The organism is Streptomyces sp. NPDC015346 (assembly GCF_043078785.1).
Classification (GTDB): Bacteria; Actinomycetota; Actinomycetes; order Streptomycetales; family Streptomycetaceae; genus Streptomyces.
Genome location: NZ_JBIBTW010000001.1, coordinates 313,734 through 330,415, shown reverse-complemented (window position 1 = coordinate 330,415; position 16,682 = coordinate 313,734). Strand labels below are relative to the sequence as shown.

Annotated in this window: 12 protein-coding genes; 6 read left to right on the top strand and 6 right to left on the bottom strand. The window is 73.1% G+C overall.

Annotation, left to right across the window (positions count from 1 at the left end; genetic code table 11):
- The first annotated feature begins 145 nt into the window (after positions 1-145).
- From ACF06X_RS01490 to ACF06X_RS01480, 3 genes are all read left to right on the top strand, one after another.
- Positions 146-2,722 carry a molybdopterin-dependent oxidoreductase gene (locus ACF06X_RS01490; protein WP_392285136.1) on the top strand — a complete coding sequence of 859 codons (2,577 nt, stop codon included), beginning with the start codon at positions 146-148 and terminating at the stop codon, positions 2,720-2,722.
- A 117-nt stretch (positions 2,723-2,839) separates the two neighbouring features.
- Complete coding sequence (locus ACF06X_RS01485; protein WP_392285135.1) at positions 2,840-3,325, top strand: hypothetical protein; 486 nt, start codon at positions 2,840-2,842, stop codon at positions 3,323-3,325.
- Positions 3,326-3,441: 116 nt separating this feature from the next.
- Positions 3,442-6,606, top strand: coding sequence for an NACHT domain-containing protein (locus ACF06X_RS01480; protein ID WP_392285134.1), 3,165 nt, complete (start codon positions 3,442-3,444; stop codon positions 6,604-6,606).
- Positions 6,607-6,640: 34 nt separating this feature from the next.
- Here the strand turns inward: ACF06X_RS01480 and crcB are convergent, their stop codons facing one another.
- Genes crcB through ACF06X_RS01460 form a run of 4 tightly spaced genes read right to left on the bottom strand, consistent with a single transcriptional unit; the run spans position 6,641 to position 8,511 of the window.
- Positions 6,641-6,994, bottom strand: coding sequence for a fluoride efflux transporter CrcB (crcB, locus tag ACF06X_RS01475; protein WP_392285133.1), 354 nt, complete (start codon positions 6,992-6,994; stop codon positions 6,641-6,643).
- Positions 6,991-7,338: a DUF190 domain-containing protein gene (locus ACF06X_RS01470; protein ID WP_392285132.1), complete on the bottom strand. Its 348-nt coding sequence runs from the start codon at positions 7,336-7,338 to the stop codon at positions 6,991-6,993. Before ACF06X_RS01470 ends, crcB begins: the two co-directional genes overlap by 4 nt.
- Entirely contained in the window at positions 7,335-7,745 is a 411-nt protein-coding gene (locus ACF06X_RS01465; RefSeq protein WP_392285131.1) for a CrcB family protein, read from the bottom strand. The genes ACF06X_RS01470 and ACF06X_RS01465 overlap by 4 nt, the downstream gene beginning before the upstream one ends.
- A 49-nt stretch (positions 7,746-7,794) precedes the next feature.
- Positions 7,795-8,511: a DsbA family protein gene (locus ACF06X_RS01460; protein WP_392285130.1), complete on the bottom strand. Its 717-nt coding sequence runs from the start codon at positions 8,509-8,511 to the stop codon at positions 7,795-7,797.
- A 153-nt stretch (positions 8,512-8,664) separates the two neighbouring features.
- Between ACF06X_RS01460 and ACF06X_RS01455 the strand changes: the two genes are divergently transcribed.
- Positions 8,665-9,801 (top strand): LLM class flavin-dependent oxidoreductase, encoded by a 1,137-nt coding sequence (locus ACF06X_RS01455; RefSeq protein ID WP_392285129.1) that lies wholly within the window; start codon positions 8,665-8,667, stop codon positions 9,799-9,801.
- Positions 9,802-10,307: 506 nt separating this feature from the next.
- Complete coding sequence (locus ACF06X_RS01450; RefSeq protein ID WP_392285128.1) at positions 10,308-11,450, top strand: IS701 family transposase; 1,143 nt, start codon at positions 10,308-10,310, stop codon at positions 11,448-11,450.
- A gap of 73 nt (positions 11,451-11,523) precedes the next feature.
- On the opposite strand, the gene ACF06X_RS01445 is transcribed toward ACF06X_RS01450, so the two are convergent.
- Both ACF06X_RS01445 and ACF06X_RS01440 read right to left on the bottom strand, forming a co-directional pair.
- Positions 11,524-13,479, bottom strand: a complete 1,956-nt coding sequence (locus tag ACF06X_RS01445; protein WP_392285127.1) for a helix-turn-helix domain-containing protein — start codon at positions 13,477-13,479, stop codon at positions 11,524-11,526.
- A 292-nt stretch (positions 13,480-13,771) separates the two neighbouring features.
- Positions 13,772-14,776: an NADPH:quinone reductase gene (locus ACF06X_RS01440; protein ID WP_392285126.1), complete on the bottom strand. Its 1,005-nt coding sequence runs from the start codon at positions 14,774-14,776 to the stop codon at positions 13,772-13,774.
- A 297-nt stretch (positions 14,777-15,073) separates the two neighbouring features.
- Here ACF06X_RS01440 and ACF06X_RS01435 point away from each other — a divergent pair, with 297 nt between their 5' ends.
- Positions 15,074-16,663, top strand: a complete 1,590-nt coding sequence (locus tag ACF06X_RS01435; protein ID WP_392285125.1) for a class I adenylate-forming enzyme family protein — start codon at positions 15,074-15,076, stop codon at positions 16,661-16,663.
- Positions 16,664-16,682: the final 19 nt, after the last annotated feature.

Sequence of the window (16,682 nt, the reverse complement as noted above, 5' to 3'; positions counted from 1 at the left end):
CGGGTAAGGGAGACATAGGCCCGGGCAGGACGGTGCCACGCCCGGTTCATGCCTCCGGCCCGGGCTTCCGCCCTGCCTCCCGCGCTGACCAGAATCCTTGGCAGCCGCCCAGCGCGAGTGCGGGCAGAGACAGGGGAGTGGTCACGTGAGCAGGGTCGAACGAGGCGTTTCCCGGCGTGGCTTCGTCCACTCGGCCGTCATCGGCGGTGTGGGCGTGGGGCTGCCGGTCCTGGGCACGGCCCCGGCCTCCGCCGCCTCCGCCGGGGGCGCGCCCGCCACCTCCTCCGCCGCCGCCGAGGCCGCGCCCGCCGCCTCCGTCCCCACCGCCGGGACCGCGCCCTCCACCCCGTCGCCCCACGACTTCACGGAACAGTCCGCCGCGCTCAGCCCGGACCGGACCGTCCACACCGCCTGCCAGTTCTGCAACTCCAACTGCCGGCTCGCGGTGGACCTCAAGGCCGGCCGGGTCATCGGGGTCCGCGGCGAGACCGCGGACCCGGTCCAGTCCGGCGGCCTGTGCGTCAAGGCGGAGATGATGCCCGAGCTGGTCTACAACGACCAGCGTCTGACCACCCCGCTCCGACGCGTCTCGGGCAGGAAGGGCTCCCCGGACTCCCGCTTCGAACCGATCAGTTGGGACGAGGCTCTGGAGACGATCGCCCGTAAGTTTCTCGCGCTGCGGGACGCCGGCCAGGCCCACACCATCGCCAACCGCACCACCGGTCGCATGTTGCGCGGCAGCGGTTCCCTCGTCGCCCGCGTCTTCGCCCTGCTGGGCAGCCCCAACAACACCGACGTCGGTCCGGTGTGCAACGACGCCGGCGCGGGCGCCCTCGCCGCGACCTTCGGTCTCGGCAACTTCACCAACGGCTACGGCATCGACGGCGCCACCGGCCAGGAGGACCTCGGCTCCGCCCGCTACCTGCTCCTGCTCGGCACCAACCAGGCCGAGACCCACCCGGTGACGTACGAGCACATCCTGCGCGAGCGGGAGAAGACGGGCGCCAAGCTCACCGTCGTCGATCCGCGGCTCACGCCCACCGGGGCGCAGGCGGACCGGTGGGTCGCACCGAAGCCGCACACCGACTACGCCCTCGTCCTCGGCATGCTCCACCACATCGTCACCACGGGCCGCCACGACCAGGAGTTCGTCGACCGCTGGGTGCTCGGCTTCGACGAACTGCGCGACCATCTGATCCGGCACCGCTACACCGCCGAGTGGGCGTCCGACGTGACCGGTGTCCCGGCGAAGACGATCACCGCCATCGCGGAGGAGTACGCCGCCGCCAAGCCCGCCGCGATCTACTGCAACGCCGGCATCTCCCACCAGTTGGGCGCCTTCGACACCTACCGCGCCCTGACGTTCCTCGCCGCGGTGACCGGCAACATCGGTGTGCCGGGCGGCGGATGCAACTTCATGCACAACACCTGGCCGGGCGATCTGCACCTCCCGCCGCTGGAGGCGGAGGTACCCGACCGGCGCCAGGCGCTTCCGGTCGGACCCGACTACTTCGCCGAGTCGATCCTCACCGGCCGCCCGTACCGCCTGCGGGCGATCGTCAGCCAGGGCAATCCGCTGGTCTCGTCGGCCAACACCCACCGCGTACGCGAGGCCTTCGAGAAGCTCGAGTTCTTCGTCTACACCGGTCTGTTCATGGAGGAGCCCGCCTACTACGCCGACATCATCCTGCCCGTCTGCAGCGGACTGGAGATGGAGGGCGTCTACATGCGCCGGGACGACCGTGCGATCCGATGGCAGGACCAGGTCGTGCCGCGCGTCGGTGAAGCGCGCACGGACCCGGAGATCTGGATCGGGCTCGCCCATGCGCTGGCCCGCCTCGACACCGAGCGGCCGGCCTCCGACTGGCGGGAGGCCTTCCCGGAGGAGTGGCTCGACTACCGGGCCCTGTGGGCGGAGTTCGTGCGGCACACCCCGGGCATGGGCGGCATGACCGAGGAGCGGATGCGGCGCCGTGCCGAGCCCCTGCGCTGGCCCTGCCCGAGCACGGACCATCCCGGGGTCAGCACCCTCTATCTGGACCACCCGTCCTGGTACGAGGCGGCCGAGGCCCTGGACGCGGACAACAAGGGCAAACGGTTCCTCACCCCGTCCGGCAAGGTCGAGATCTACACCCGGGAGCTCCAGAACAGACTGGCACCGACCGGCCACGGCGCCCTGCCGGTCTTCTACACGCACCCCGAGGTCACCGGAGACCACCCGACGGTGCGCCTCAAGTCCGGCTTCGTCACCAGCCCGGTGAACCCGCAGGCGGTCACGCACCCCGCGTCGATCGGCCCGCGTCGCGGCCGGGCGCCGCACGCGGCCTACCCCCTGATGGGGATGACCGGGCGCCCGAGCGTCGTCCACTTCGCCGAGATCACCCACTGGACCCGTACCGGCAAGCAGTTGAACGGTGTCCGGCTGATCCAGATCCACCCCCGCACCGCCCGCGCGAGCGGCATCGCGGACGGAGACGCCGTACGCGTGGAGAGCCCACGCGGATCGGTGACGGGCACCGCCCTGCTGTGGGACGGCATCCGGGAGGACACGATCTTCGTGCCGAACACCTTCGGCCCTGCCCAGCAGGTGGGAGACGTCTTCGGCGCCCCGCGCTACGAACCGGCGAACGTCCTCCCGGACGACGGCCACTACGACAACCTCTCCGGACAGCAGGCGTTCAAGTGCTTCGCCTGCCGGGTGGTGAAGGACAGCCGCGGCTGAGCGGTCGGCCCGCGGTCACCTCGGCGAGCGGCAACGGGCGGCAACGGGCGGGCGTGAGCGGCGAGTTACGCGATACGGTACGGGCCGGGGCTGCCGGGTCCGGGGAGGCGTACGGGGATGTTGGAGCAGGCGTTGGTCGCGCTCGCGAGTGCGGGTGGGGCCGCTGTGGTGCAGGCGGCCGGGACGGATGCGTGGGCCGGGCTGCGGCAGGCGGTGGCGCGGTGGTTCGGGCGAGGGGACGAGCAGGTTCAGCGGGCCGAGCTGGAGCGGCTGGACCGTACCGCCGCGGAGCTCGCGGCCGCGCGGGAGGACGGCGAGGCGGCCGCCGAGGAAGCGCGCGCCCGGCTCGACGCGGTGTGGCGGTTCCTCATCCAGGACCTGCTGGAGCGGCTGCCGGACGAGGAACGGGACAGCGCGGCCGAGGCGATGCGCGAGCTGCTGCGGCGGCACGCGCCGCCCGGTGGCGTCGCGGCGGGCACGGGCGGGATCGCGGTGCGGGGCGACATGCGGATCCAGGCCGACCGGGGATCGGTCGCGGCCGGCGTCGTGAACGGGGATGTGAACCTCTCCGCCCCTCCAGCGCCGGATCCGACCCAGGGCTGAACGGACCGGCACCGGCTGACACAGGCCCACAGCGCACCGCCCGTGGCGACGGCGACGACGGTGACGGCGACGACGGCCCCTCCCAGGGCCGCACCGTCCGTGCCGACCACGGCAGTGTGGCCTTCGACCGCGCCGAGCAGGTGCATTTCCACGTCCCACCGGCGGCGGACGGGGACTCCCCCGACCTGGTGGTCCACGCGTACCGGACCGGCGACATCATCTATCAGCAGGCCGGCCCGCCGCGTTCGGAGCGGGCCGCGCCCGCGCTCGCCGTCCTCATGGGTGTCGTGCTCGCCGCCATCCTGGCCTGGGACGGCGCGCAGCTGGGCTCTCAGGCCGTGGACCGGTGGGCCGCCGCGGCCTGTCTCGTCCTGGGCGCCGTGGGCGGCGTCGTCCTCCGGCGGGGTCGCGCCCCGCGCCGGACCCACGACCGGCCCCCGTCCGCCGGAGCGCTGCGCAAGTCGGCCTCGTCGCTGGCCCGTGCCCTCGCCGAGCAGTACGCGCGGGAGGAGGCCGCTGCCCGCGTGCACGACCCCGGTCCGCTGCCGGTGCGCTGGACAGCGGCTCCGCGCGGCATCGGCGACCATGCCGCGAACCTCGCGGACGCCGGGTGGCCGGCGCCCCGGCTCGACGGCTCCTTCTCCGACGTCGTCCGGCTGTACGAGGGTCTGCCGCACGGCCGCCTCGTGGTCCTCGGGGACGCGGGTGCCGGAAAGTCGGTACTCGTCCTCCACCTGGCCGCGGGTCTGCTGGCACGGCGCGGGGAAGGCGATCCGGTGCCCGTCGTGTTCCCGATCTCGTCCTGGGACCCCCGGGAGGGGACGCCGCTGTGGTGGTGGGCGGCCGGACGGCTGGCCCAGACGCACGCCGGGATCCTGGCCGGGGAAGGCTCCGGCGCCTCGGCCGCCCGCAACACCGCTCACCGCCTCATCACGTCCGGCCGCGTCCTGCCCATCCTGGACGGCTTCGACGAACTCCCCGCCGCCACCCGGGCGCAGGCCCTCACCCAGCTGTCCAGGAGCCTGCTGCCCGACGGCCGTTTCGTCCTCACCAGCCGCACCGCCGAGTTCACCGCCGCGGTGAACACCGCCGGAGTGCGGCTGCCCAAGACGGCGGCCGTCCAGCTCCAGCCGCTGGACCTGGCCGACCTGCGCGCCTACCTGCCGCGCACCAGCCGTGAGCGGGACGACTCCACCACGAAGTGGGACCAGGTCCTCGACCGGCTCGCCACCCCGCACGCGCCGCCCGACTCCCCGGCGCGGCGTCTGCGCGAGGTCCTGCGCACCCCTCTCATGGTCTCCCTCGCCCGGGCCGTCTACAGCGACACCACCGCCCGCCCCGAAGGCCTCCTCGAGCGGCGCGATCTCGCCACCCGGGACGCGGTGGAGCGGCATCTGCTGAGCGCCTTCGTCGACGCCGCCTACCAGCCGGACCCGGCGGCGGTTCCGGGCCGTCGCGAGCGTTGGACGTCCGCTCGCGCCCGCCGGTACCTGGCCCGGCTCGCCCGCGGCCCAGGGCAGGACATCGCCTGGTGGCGCCTCGACGAGCAGGTGCCGTGGATGTTCCGTACCGTGGTCGTCTCCCTCCCCCTGGGGCTGCTCCTCGCGGCGGCGGTCGCCGCCACCGCCCTGCCGGCGCCGGGAGAGCCGGCCGTCCCCGAACTCGGCCTCCGAGCGGGTTTTCTGGCACTGGTCGCGGCCGTGTGCGCCGGGGCGCTCGACTGGATCGCCGAGCACGGAAGCCGTGCCGATCGCCCGCAGCGCCTGCGCTCACCTCACCACGACGTGCTCGACGCCCTGCGATATCAGCCGGTGGAAGCCGTACTCTCCGTACTGCTGCCGGTGGGTGCGCTCGCCGTCTGGATCCGGGCCGTCGCGTCCGGCAACGGCGTCGCCATCCTCTTCGCCTCCTTCCTGCTGCCCGTCCCTCTCCTGGCGGTCTCACGCGCACTCACCGGCGTCCGCGCGGACGCCGACCTCCGGGCGGGCGACCCGGTCACCCTGCTGCGCCAGGACCGCCGTACGGCACTGGTCCTCGCACCGCTCTCCTTTCCCCTCACGCGGGCCATGCTCTCCGCGCAGCGGGTCCTCCCCGTCCCGGTCGTCACCACCCTCCTGTTCTGGGGTTTCGGGCGCGGAGAGGACGCCGTCACCCCTTGGCGCTGGGCGGTCGTGTGCGGCGCGCTGGCGCTGTGGTGGTGTCTGTGGAGCTGCGCCGTGTCGGCGTGGGGCCGGTACACGGTGGCGCGCTGGTGGCTCGCCTCGACGGGACGCCTTCCCCTGCGGCTCACCGGGTTCCTCGCGGACGCGCACCGCCGCGGTGTGCTGCGGCAGACCGGCGGCGTCTACCGCTTCCGGCACATCGAACTGCGGCGCAGCCTCGCGGCGGAGGCCGATCCGCAAGACGCACGGCAGACGCGGGACCCGCGGACCGCGCAGGACGCGGGAGGACGTACGGGCCGGGCCGGGCGGCTGGTCGCAGGAGCACTGGCCGCGTCGGCGGGCCTGACCGCCGTGGTCCTCCTGGCCGGCTCGATCTTCACGGCCCCCGGTGCGATGGGACCGCTCCGTACCCTCGCCCCGGCCTGCGCGCTGCTCCCTCTGTCGTCGGTACGTCCGCTGATGGAGCACCCGGCGGTGGGCGACGGCGGGCGGCCGCCCATCGACATCTTCTCCGACGCCCGGGGCTTCCTCGATGACGGCTTCAGCGCGCCGAGACGCGCCGACGACCGCCGTGCCCGTGCGCGCAGCTCCTGCGTGATGACGGAGCGGTCCGCGCTGCGGCCCGACACGGAGGTCACGTTGACCGTGGCCCTCGCCGCCGGAGCGGGGATGGTCAAGGGCGCCCAGCGGGCGCAGGACGAGGTGGAGTATCCGGGGCCGTCCGGCACCCGGGTGCGGCGTTCGGGCGACGACTGGTTCTTCGCCGCCGGTACGGAATGGGCCTCGTCCCCCGACCCGCGGTCGCTCCGCGCCGATCAGGACGTCCCCGTCGGCTGGGCCCGCGGCCGCGTCGGCAACGCGCTGGTCGCCGTGGACGTGGCGCTGGAGTTCGGCACCGAACGGCAGGCGTGGCAGGCCGCGGAGACGCTCGTACGAGAGGTCCTCGACCGCATCCGTCGCACCTACGGTCTCGCCGCCGGGCCGGTCCCCCGGGGGGCACCCCTCACGCGCGTCCCGGACAGCCGGATCTCCGACGACTCGCGCTTCGGGGCCTTCGACAGGGAACGCACGGGCGGGCTCGCCGGCGCGTCTGGAAGGAGGGCCCAGTCGGCCGGCTAGCCGGCTTCCGCGTCAGCCTCCGACCAACGGGAAGTCAGAAGAGGCGGGACGCCTCGACTCCCAGCCATACGGCTCCGAGGCCGGCCGCCAGGCTGCCCGCCACGTTGGCCGCCGCGTAGGCCCTCGCCCCGGCCTCGTACAGCTTCGACGTCTCGTAGGAGAAGGTGGAGTACGTCGTCAGCGCGCCGCACAGGCCGGTGCCGAGCAGGAGGTGTGCCTGGGCGGAGGCGACTCCGGTCAGCAGGCCGAGGGTGAGACAGCCGGCCACGTTCACCGTGAACGTGCCCCAGGGGAAGACGGAGTCGTGCCTGGCCTGGACGGCGCGGTCGGTGAGGTACCGCAGCGGTGCGCCGATCGCCGCGCCGGCGAGGACGAGCAGCCAGTTCAAGCCTGCCGCTCCCGGCCGGCGTATCTGATGACCTCGCAGTCGTCGAGGATCACCAGACCCTCGGTCACCAGCGCGTCGAGCTGCGGCAGGAACTCCCGGATCCGCTCCTCCGTGTCCACGACCACGATCGCGATCGGCAGGTCCTCGCTCAGCGAGAGCAGCCGTGAGGTGTGGATGAGGGAGGAGGCGCCGAATCCCTCGACGCCGCGGAAGACGGAGGCCCCGGCGAGCCCCGCCTCGTGCGCCCGGTGGACGATCTCGGAGTACAGCGGCCGGTGGTGCCAGATGTCACTCTCCCCGACGAGGATCGTCACCCGCAGGGCCCTGCCCGCCAGTCTGGTCATCGCGTTCTCCGTCTCCGAGCGGCGCGGGTCGCCGCGCTCGCGCCCCAGACCGCGGCCAGTGCCGCCGCCGGCGTCACCCCCATGTATGCCACGCCGCGGGCCGTCTCACCGGCGCTCAACAGGCTCTGCGTGTCGAGGGCGTACGTCGAGAAGGTGGTGAAGCCGCCGAGGACGCCGGTGCCGAGGAAGGGGCGTACGAGCGGGTGCGGCGCGGCGGCGACCTCGGTGACCAGGACCATCAGGACGCCGATGGCGGCGCAGCCGGACACGTTCACGAGGAGGACGGTCCAGGGGAAGGCGCCGGTGGGGGTGGGCCAGGCCAGGGACGCGCCGTAGCGGGCGGCCGCGCCGAGGGCGCCGCCCGCGGCGACGGCCCCGATCACCGGCGTCTGACCGCGAAGACTCACCCGGCAAGGTTAGTGCGCGGGGGCGTGCGGCCCCGGCCTGCGGCCGGCGTCAGGAGGTCAGCGTGTCCAGGAGGTCCGTCGCCCAGCCCGCGTCGTAGCGGTCGAGCCGCGGGAAGCCGCCGTTGTAGAGGTCTCCGGTGAAGACGTAGGTCGCGCCCGGGTTGTGTTCCGCGTATCCGCCGGGGGCGAAGAAGTGCGGGCTGCCCTGGATCCGCGGGCCCTGCGCCTCGTGCCACTGCTCGTACACCTCGCGCCGCCCCGCGCCCCGCGCGAGCGCCGCCTCCAGCGCCCCGGCGTCGACGTCGGGACAGCTCTCGGCGATGTCGAGGATGACGGAGTGGATCGCTATGCAGCGGTGCTCCGTGTAGAAGGCGCGCCGCAGTCCGGCGTCGAGCTGGTCGGAGCCGCGCAGCCCGCCGACCTCGGGCGCCTTGGCGGCCTGGACGGCTTCGAGGGCGGGCAGGACGCTCGACGGGTACTCCCAGGCGGGGGCGTCCCACAGGCGCCAGCCCAGTTCGGGGCGGTGCGCGCCGAGCATGACGATCTCGGCGTCGACGATGTGCTTGGGCGTGGGCTGCCGGTTGAACAGCTCCAGCGGGAAGGCCCGGTGGTCGATCAGGACCTCCTGGCCGCGCTCGGCGGCGGTGGCCCGCAGGGTGTGCAGGGCGAGCGAGGCCCAGGGGCAGCCGATGTCCGACCAGGCGGTGACGACGGGCGCGGGCGCTGTCTCTTCTCGTGCGGGTACGGGTGCGGGTGCGGGTGTCATGGGGTGAGCGTGGGCGTCCGGGAGCGGCGCGTCCAGCCCGCGCGGCAGACTTCGTCACCACGGCGAAGGCTTTCCGGATAAGTTTCCGTTTCTACTCCGGGTCGTGCACTATGGGGAGGACGGACATCCTGGGGCGGCTTGGAGTGTTGTGTCATGCAGTTCGGAATCTTCACCGTCGGGGACAGGACCACCGATCCCACCGACGGCACCACGCCGGGCGAGTACGAGCGGATCAAGGCGATGGTCACCATCGCCCGTAAGGCGGAGGAGGTCGGGCTCGACGTCTTCGCGACCGGCGAGCACCACAACCCGCCGTTCGTCCCGTCCTCGCCCACCACGCTCCTCGGGCACATCGCGGCCCGGACCGAGCGGCTCATCCTCTCCACGTCCACGACGCTGATCACCACCAACGACCCGGTGAAGATCGCCGAGGACTACGCGATGCTCCAGCATCTCGCCGACGGCCGGGTGGACCTGATGATGGGCCGGGGCAACACCGGCCCTGTCTACCCGTGGTTCGGGCAGGACATCCGCCAGGGCATCCCGCTCGCGATCGAGAACTACGCACTCCTGCACAGGCTGTGGCGGGAGGACGTGGTGAACTGGGAGGGCCGCTTCCGCACGGCGCTCCAGGGGTTCACCTCGACACCGCGTCCACTGGACGGCGTGCCGCCGTTCGTCTGGCACGGCTCGATCCGCTCCCCCGAGATCGCCGAGCAGGCCGCGTACTACGGCGACGGATTCTTCGCCAACCACATCTTCTGGCCGAAGGAGCACACGGCGAAGATGGTCGGCCTCTACCGCCGGCGGTACGCGCACTACGGCCACGGCACGCCCGAGCAGGCCATCGTCGGCCTCGGCGGTCATGTCTTCATGCGCAAGAACTCCCAGGACGCGGTACGGGAGTTCCGGCCGTACTTCGACAACGCGCCGGTCTATGGACATGGCCCGTCCCTGGAGGAGTACACGCGCGAGACGCCGCTCACCGTCGGCTCCCCGCAGGAGGTGATCGAACGGACGATGTCCTTCCGGGAGTACGTCGGCGACTACCAGCGGCAGTTGTTCCTGGTGGACAGCGGCGGCCTGCCGCTGAAGACGGTCCTGGAGCAGCTCGATCTGCTCGGCGAGGAGGTCGTCCCCGTGCTGCGCAAGGAGATGGAGAGCCTGCGGCCGGCCGGGGTTCCGGCGGGTCCGACGCACGCGGCTCGGGTGGCGCTGCGTGACGCGGAAGTGGAAGCGGGCGCGGAAGAGGGCGCGGAAGCGGAAGGCGCGGGGCGCTCCGCCACGTAAGCGAGGCGAACGAGGCGAACGAGACGAGCGAGGCGGCACGGGCGCGGTCCCTGGCCTGGGGCATTAACCGGGGGCCGGCCCGTGCCGCCTCGTCCTGCGATGGTCGGGCCGCCCCGCACCTCGGTCAAAGAGGGGCGGCCGAGTCTGTCAGATCACTGACGCGGGGTGTGAACTCCCGGCGGCGGCTCGGTGGCCTGTTCCCTGCCCCTGGTGGTCCGGCCACACCTCACCCCCCGTCCGGCCTGTGCCCGGCCCCCCGGACGGCGCTCCCCGAGGCACCGACGGTGGTCCGGCCACCATCGGGCGGCCCAGACGGGTGCCGGGTACACCTCGTGCGGGGGGCTCCGGGACGAGACGGTGGAGGGGCAGCTGGAGGGAGCTGCAAAACCGTAGGCAGGAGTGTCGTGAGTCCATCCGTCGCAACCACACGCAGGACCGTTCTCGATCCGCTGGGATTCCCGCACCGCACCGGACACGGACCGCTTTCCGCGCCGTACCGGAACGCGGTGGCCGACGATGTCTACGACGAGCTCTGTGCCACGCTCTTCTCGGGGTTTCCCCGGCGCGATCAGCGTCTGAAGGCGGAGCAGTATCTCCGGGGGCTGCTGACCGCACAGGGCCGCAAGTCCATTCGTAACATCGCCGCGCAGATCGGCGGGGCGGCCGCCGAGCAGAGTCTGCACCACTTCATCTCCAGCTCGACCTGGGACTGGCGGCCCATGCGGGCCGCGCTCGCCAGGTTCCTGGAGCAGAACAGCTGCCCGCAGGCGTGGGTGGTCCGGTCGATGCCGATACCGAAGGCCGGCGAGCATTCGGTGGGCGTGGACCGGCGCTTCGACCCCGAGCGGGGTCAGGTCTTCCGTGGCCAGCAGGCCTTCGGGGTGTGGTTCGCCGCCGAGGAGCTGAGCGTGCCGGTCAACTGGCGGCTGTTCCTGCCCGATCCGTGGGTGAAGGACCGGACGCGGCGCGACCGGGCGGAGGTGCCGGAGGGGGCGGGCGAGGAGACGCTGGAGGAGTGCGCGGTGGCGGCCGCGCTCGACACCGCGCGCTGGCAGGACGTCACCCGCAAGCCGCTGCTGCTCGACATCCGCGGCGGGGCGGGGCGGGCGGCGCTGAACCGGCTGGCCGGGGCGGGGGTTCCCGTCGTGGCGCGGATCGGCGCGACCTGCCGGCTGGCGGTCGCGGACCGGGCGCTGCCCGGCTTCGGCGCCGGGCCGCTGCCCGCGCAGCAGATCCTGGAGTCGCTCAAGGGCCTGCGCAGACCCGTGGGTTGGCTGGACACGGCGGCCGGCGCGCGGACGTCGCGCACGTCGCTGGCGACGGTGGTACGGGTCGCGCTGCCGGCCCCCGCCGGGGAACGGATGCGTCCGCTGCTGCTGCTCGGCGAGTGGGACGACCCCCGGCGGCCCCCCGCCCGGCTGTGGATCACCGACCTGACCGGGTCGACGGTCGGCTCCCTGCTGCGCCTGACGAAGCTCGCCCGGCGGGTGGAGCGCGACTTCACCCAGGTCGGAGAGGGCGCGGGCCTACGGGACTTCGTGGGCCGCTCCTTCCGCGGCTGGCACCGCCACATCACCCTCGCCTCGGCCGCCCACGCGGCGACCGTCCTGGCGACGGACTGGGACGCGGCCTACGGCTCGACGGGCTGAACGGGCCCGCGGCGGCCGGCGCCGGAGCCCTGCTGCCCGCGCCCCCCGGCGACGGGCCGGCCGCCCCCGCCGCTCACCCCGGGGGCGGCGAGGGGCGGGTGGGGTCGGTGGTGCGTTGGCGGGAGAGGATGGTGCGGGTGCGTTGGAGGCGGAGGGCCAGTTGGACCTCCAGGACCTGGCCCGGTTTCTGCCACTCCGCGCCGAGGAGTTCGCCGATCCGTTCCAGGCGGCGCGAGACCGTGTTGGGGTGGACGTGCAACTCCTCCGCCGCGTTCGTCGGGCTGCCGCCCGAGGCGAAGTACGCCTCCAGGGTGCGGGTCAGATCGGTGAACCGCTCCGCGTCGTAGTCCAGTACGGGACCGATCGCCGACTCGATGAAGCCGTCCACGTCGTGGTCGTCCGAGAGCAGCAGCCCCAGGAACCCCAGGTCCTCCACGGAGGCCGCCGAGCCGGCGCCGCCGAGCGCGCTCATCGCGTCCAGGCAGCGCATGGCCTCCAGATACATCCGCCCCGCGCTGTCCGGGCCGCAGCCCGGGCCCGCCGCGCCGACCGACACCGGGTGGCCGAGCAGCGGCGCGAGCTCACCGGAGACCGCCTTCGCCGCGGCCGAGGCGTCGAGCCCGGGCAGCAGCAGGACGATGCAGCCGCCCTGCACGGTCTTCAGGCCGGACATCCGGTACACGTACGAGGACGCCCACACCACCGCCCGCCCCTGCTCCCCGCCCTCCGGCCGGGCCACCACCAGGACGTGCGGCTTGCCCAGGTCGATGCCGAGGCGCCGGGCCCGCTGCACGATCTGCTGCGGGGCGTGCTGCGGGTCGGCGAGCAGGTCGTCGAGGAGCTCGTCGCGGACGGGCCCCTCGGCGACGGCCGTGGAGCGCTGCATCAGCAGCAGGAAGGCGACGGACTGGGCGGCCAGTTCGAGCAGCCGCTCGTCCTCGCCGGTCAGCCCGGTCGCGGGGCGGATCACCAGGACGCCCAGGTCCTCGGAGCCGGCGATGACCGGCGCCACCCACGTGTTGTCGCCGGTCACGACCGGCCGGCGGCCGGCGTGCGCGTCCAGCGAGGCCTTCGCCACGGCCTCCTCGTCGAGGCCCGTGATCTCCCCGCCGGAGGCGAGGCTGCGCCCCCCGGGGTCGCGGATCATGACGGTCCCGTCGAGCGCGTCACCCGCCGCCTTGGCCACGTTGCACAGGTCCCCGCCCGCCAGCACGAGGTTCATGATCCGGCTGTGGGCCTCGCTGACGTGCCGCATCCGGGTGAGGCTGGAGCGGGCCCGTGAGCTGTCCAGCTCCAGTTCGGTCACCTCCGCCCGGGTCTGGTCCAGAAGCCCGGCCTTCTCGATGGCGACCGCCGCCAGGTCGGCCAGCGAGGACATCAGCCCGATCTCGTCGGGCGTGTAGTGGCGGACCCTGCGGTCGGCCCCGTACAGCGCGCCGACGGTCGAGTCGCCGCTGCGCAGGGGGACGGCCATGATGGCGTGCAGCCCCTCGGCCCGCACGACCTCGTCGACCGCCCGCGCGTGCGGGAAACGGTCGTCCTCCAGGTAGTCGGCGGTCCAGGCCGGCTCGCCGTGGGTGTGTGCCTCGCCTCCGAGGCCGTGCCCGTCGAGGAGCCGCAGACCGTTGGTCAGTCCGGTGTGGGAGCCCTCGGTGGTGTGGACGACGGAGGAGCCGTCGGTGCCGCGCAGGCTGACGTACGCCATGTCGAAGTCGAGCAGCCGTTTGGCGCGGCGGGTGATGACCCGCAGCAGGCTGTCGAGGTCGTACGGGAAGGTCAGGTCCCGTGCGGTGTCGACGAGGGCGGCGAGTCCGGCCTCGCGCTGCTCGCGGCGGTCGAAGGAGGAGCTGATGTCGGCGGCGAGCTGAACGGCCCGTTCGAGCCGCGCCAGTTCGCCCGGCGACGCGCCCGCCCCTCGCGCCTCCCTGAGCAGTGCTTCGTAGCGGCCCGGTGGGGCCTGTTGAGCGAGCAGCTCGAGGACCGCGAGCGCGTCGGTGCCCCCGCCTCCGTCCGCGCCGTGCTGGGACATTGCCTCAACCCCCGTTGTTGAGAGAAACCGGGCGCCGCTGAGGGAGCCCGTACCGCTGGCCGAAACTAATTCGGCCCCCGAGAGAGGGTCAACGGTGACCTCGGCCACTTCGTTCCCGGCCGGTGGCCGGGGCGTGACGGGGTGCCAAGATCACCACAGAATGGCGTGAACGGTGTCGCGGGGCCACCTTGCCGGAGCCGCCGAACGCCCGGTCGCGTCGGAAGGCGCCTCGACAGGGAGCCGATGGCTCGTCAGAGAGCCATCGTCACGGGTGGAATCGCGGGCAGAGGCGTCAGAACGTCGTCGGCGCGGCGTCCGAGGCCGTCGTGCGCAGGACGATCCGGCTGCCGTGGGGGCCGTGCGTCTCGATGCGGCGGTGGACCTCGGCGGCCTCGCTCAGCGGGCGGACCTCGACCTCGCGCGGGTACAGCAGCCCGGCGGCGAGCAGTCGGTTGACGGTCTGGGCGGCCTCGGCCAGTTCGGCGGTCGAGGCGTGGGAGATGACGAATCCGGCGATCGTGCCGTCCTTCATGTAGAGCTGCCCGGCCGGCAGGACGGGGCGGGTGCGGGCGCCCGCGAGGAGCACGATCCGGCCGCGCCGGGCCAGCACGTCCACGCTGTGGGCGAGGTCGTTGGTGCCCGAGGCGTCCAGATAGGCGTCGACGCCGTCCGGTGCCGCCTTCCCGATCAGCTCGTGCACCTCGGGGTCGGTGTAGTCGAAGACCTCGGCGGCGCCCAGCGAGGAGACGTACGAGGCGTCCCGCTGCCGGGCCGTGGCGATGACCCGGGCCCCGGCGCGGGCGGCGAGGACGACCATGGCGCTGCCGACGTTGCCGGCCGCGCCCGCGACCACCACCGTCTCGCCGGCCCGTACCCGGCCGTGGGTGAAGAGCCCGAGGTACGCGGTGGCCGCCGGGTGGACGACGGCCACCGCGGTCTCGGGGTCGACGCCCGGCGGGAGCGGGTAGAGCCGGTCGGACGCGACGACGGCCTGTTCGGCGGCGGCGCCCTGACGCCCCTCGTGGCCCAGGCTGTTGCTCCACACCAGGTCGCCCACCGCGAAGCCGTGGACGCCCGCTCCGGTCCGCGCGACGCGGCCGACGAGATCCCGCCCGATCACGAAAGGAAAAGGCAGCGGCGTGCGGAACATACCGGAACGGACGAACGTGTCGACCGGATTGACCGTCGTGGCCAGGACGTCGACAAGAACGTCCGTGGGCCCCGGGCGCGGTGCGTCCAGTTCTCCGTATCGAATCGCGTCCGGCGGTCCGAGCTGTTCGATGTAGGCAGCGCGCATGCACGGGATACTGACAGGCCGGACGCGTTCTTTCGCCCGTGCGCCGCATGGTGTGTCAACTCGACCGCGAGCACGGGGGATTACCGGTCACACGGCTCACGCACCGGACTTGACGGACCCTGAATCACATCGTTGACCACCCCTTGAAGGCTCAGCAGTATCCCGTTCCGAGAACGGCGAAATAACGCCCATTCTCGCCCGCCCTTCATCACCCCGCGCGTTTTCGCGGGAGCGGCTCGAATTCGCCTTGCCGATCACTGTCGATCTCGGCATTTCTACCGACGAAAGCCTGGGGACATGCTGCTGCAGCGCATTGGAAACCGTGGAATCCGGCTGGGTACGCTGTTCGAGCGAGCGGCGTCCCGGCACCCGGCGAACGTGGTGATCCTCGATCACGACCTCGACATCGCGCCCGGGACCGGACGGCGCACGACGGTCGCGGAACTCGCCGACCTGATCGACGACTTCGCCTCCCGGCTGTGGGCGGCGAAGGTGCGCCCCGGCGAGCGGGTCGTCGTCTACAAGTCCGACGGCTTCGACATCACGCTGCTGTCCTGTGCCATCGCCCGCATCGGGGCCGTACCGGTGCTGCTCTCCCCGAAGCTGGACGGCGCGACCGCCGCGGAGCTGGTGCGCCGCACGGAACGGCCCTTCCTCCTCACGGACGCGGCGAAGCTGGAGAAGGAGCTGCCGGCCGAGGTCTTCGACCTGGCCGGAACCGTACTGCTGGCCTCCGGCAGCCATGAGCGCGCCACGGAGCTGGCCGGCCTGGCGGGCGTGGCACGCGTCCCCGCGGTGACCATGCCGCCCGAGCACCCGACGCTGATCACCCACACCTCGGGCACGACGGGCACCCCGAAGCTGGCCGTGCACACCGGCCGTACGCTTCAGGCCCGTTACCGGCCGCAGGTCTCCGCGATCGCGCCGCTGATCCGGGGCCGCGAGACCATCGCCATGCACGTGTCGTTCGTGCACTCGCGGCTCTTCACCGCGCTCGCGATCTCCCTCTTCCGCGGCTTCCCGATGATCGTGCTCGCCGACCCGGACCCCAAGCGGGCCGCGGACCTGTTCGCCCGGTTCAGGCCCGGCATTCTGGAGGCCCACCCCAACTCCTTCATGGAGTGGGAGGAGTTGGCCGACGACCCGCGCGGCCCGCTGTCGAACGTCAAGCTGTTCTCGTCCACCTTCGACGCGATCCACCCGCGGACCGTGCACACGCTGCTGCGCGCGACGAAGCGGCGGGCGCCGCTCTTCGGCCAGCTGTACGGGCAGAGCGAGGTCGGCCCGGCGGTGGTGCGCGCCTTCACCCGGCGCCGCTCGCTGGAGGACGACGGGCGCTGCGTCGGCCGCCCCTTCCCCGGCATGACGGACGTCCGGGTGGTGAGCCGGGACGGCAGGGATCCCTCGCCGGAGAACCCGGGCTACATCGAGGTGCGCAGCGACGGCCGGATCGTCACCTACCTCGGTGAGCGGGAGCGGTACGACCAGCAGGTGTCGGCCGACGGCTGGTGGCGAATGGGCGACGTCGGCTACCGCACCAGGTGGGGCTGTGTGCACCTGCTCGACCGGGAGGTCGACCTGATCGAGGGCTTCGGCTCCACGCTCGCCGCCGAGGACACCCTCTTCGGGAAGCTGGCGGAGCTGGCCGAGGTCATCATCATCCCCGGCCCGGACGGCCGGGCCGTCCCGGTGGTCTGCACGAAGGACGACCGCCCGCTGGACCCGGCGGCGTGGAAGACGGCGACGGCGACGCTGCCGCCGATGGCGGAGCCGGTGCAGTGGCGGCTCGGCGAGCTGCCGCAGACCGCCACCACCAAGATCAAGCGGCTTGAGCTGGCCCGGCTGCTCGCCGCCGGCCCGACGCCCACGAGCGGGGAGCAGGCGTGACCGACGACCACACACGAGC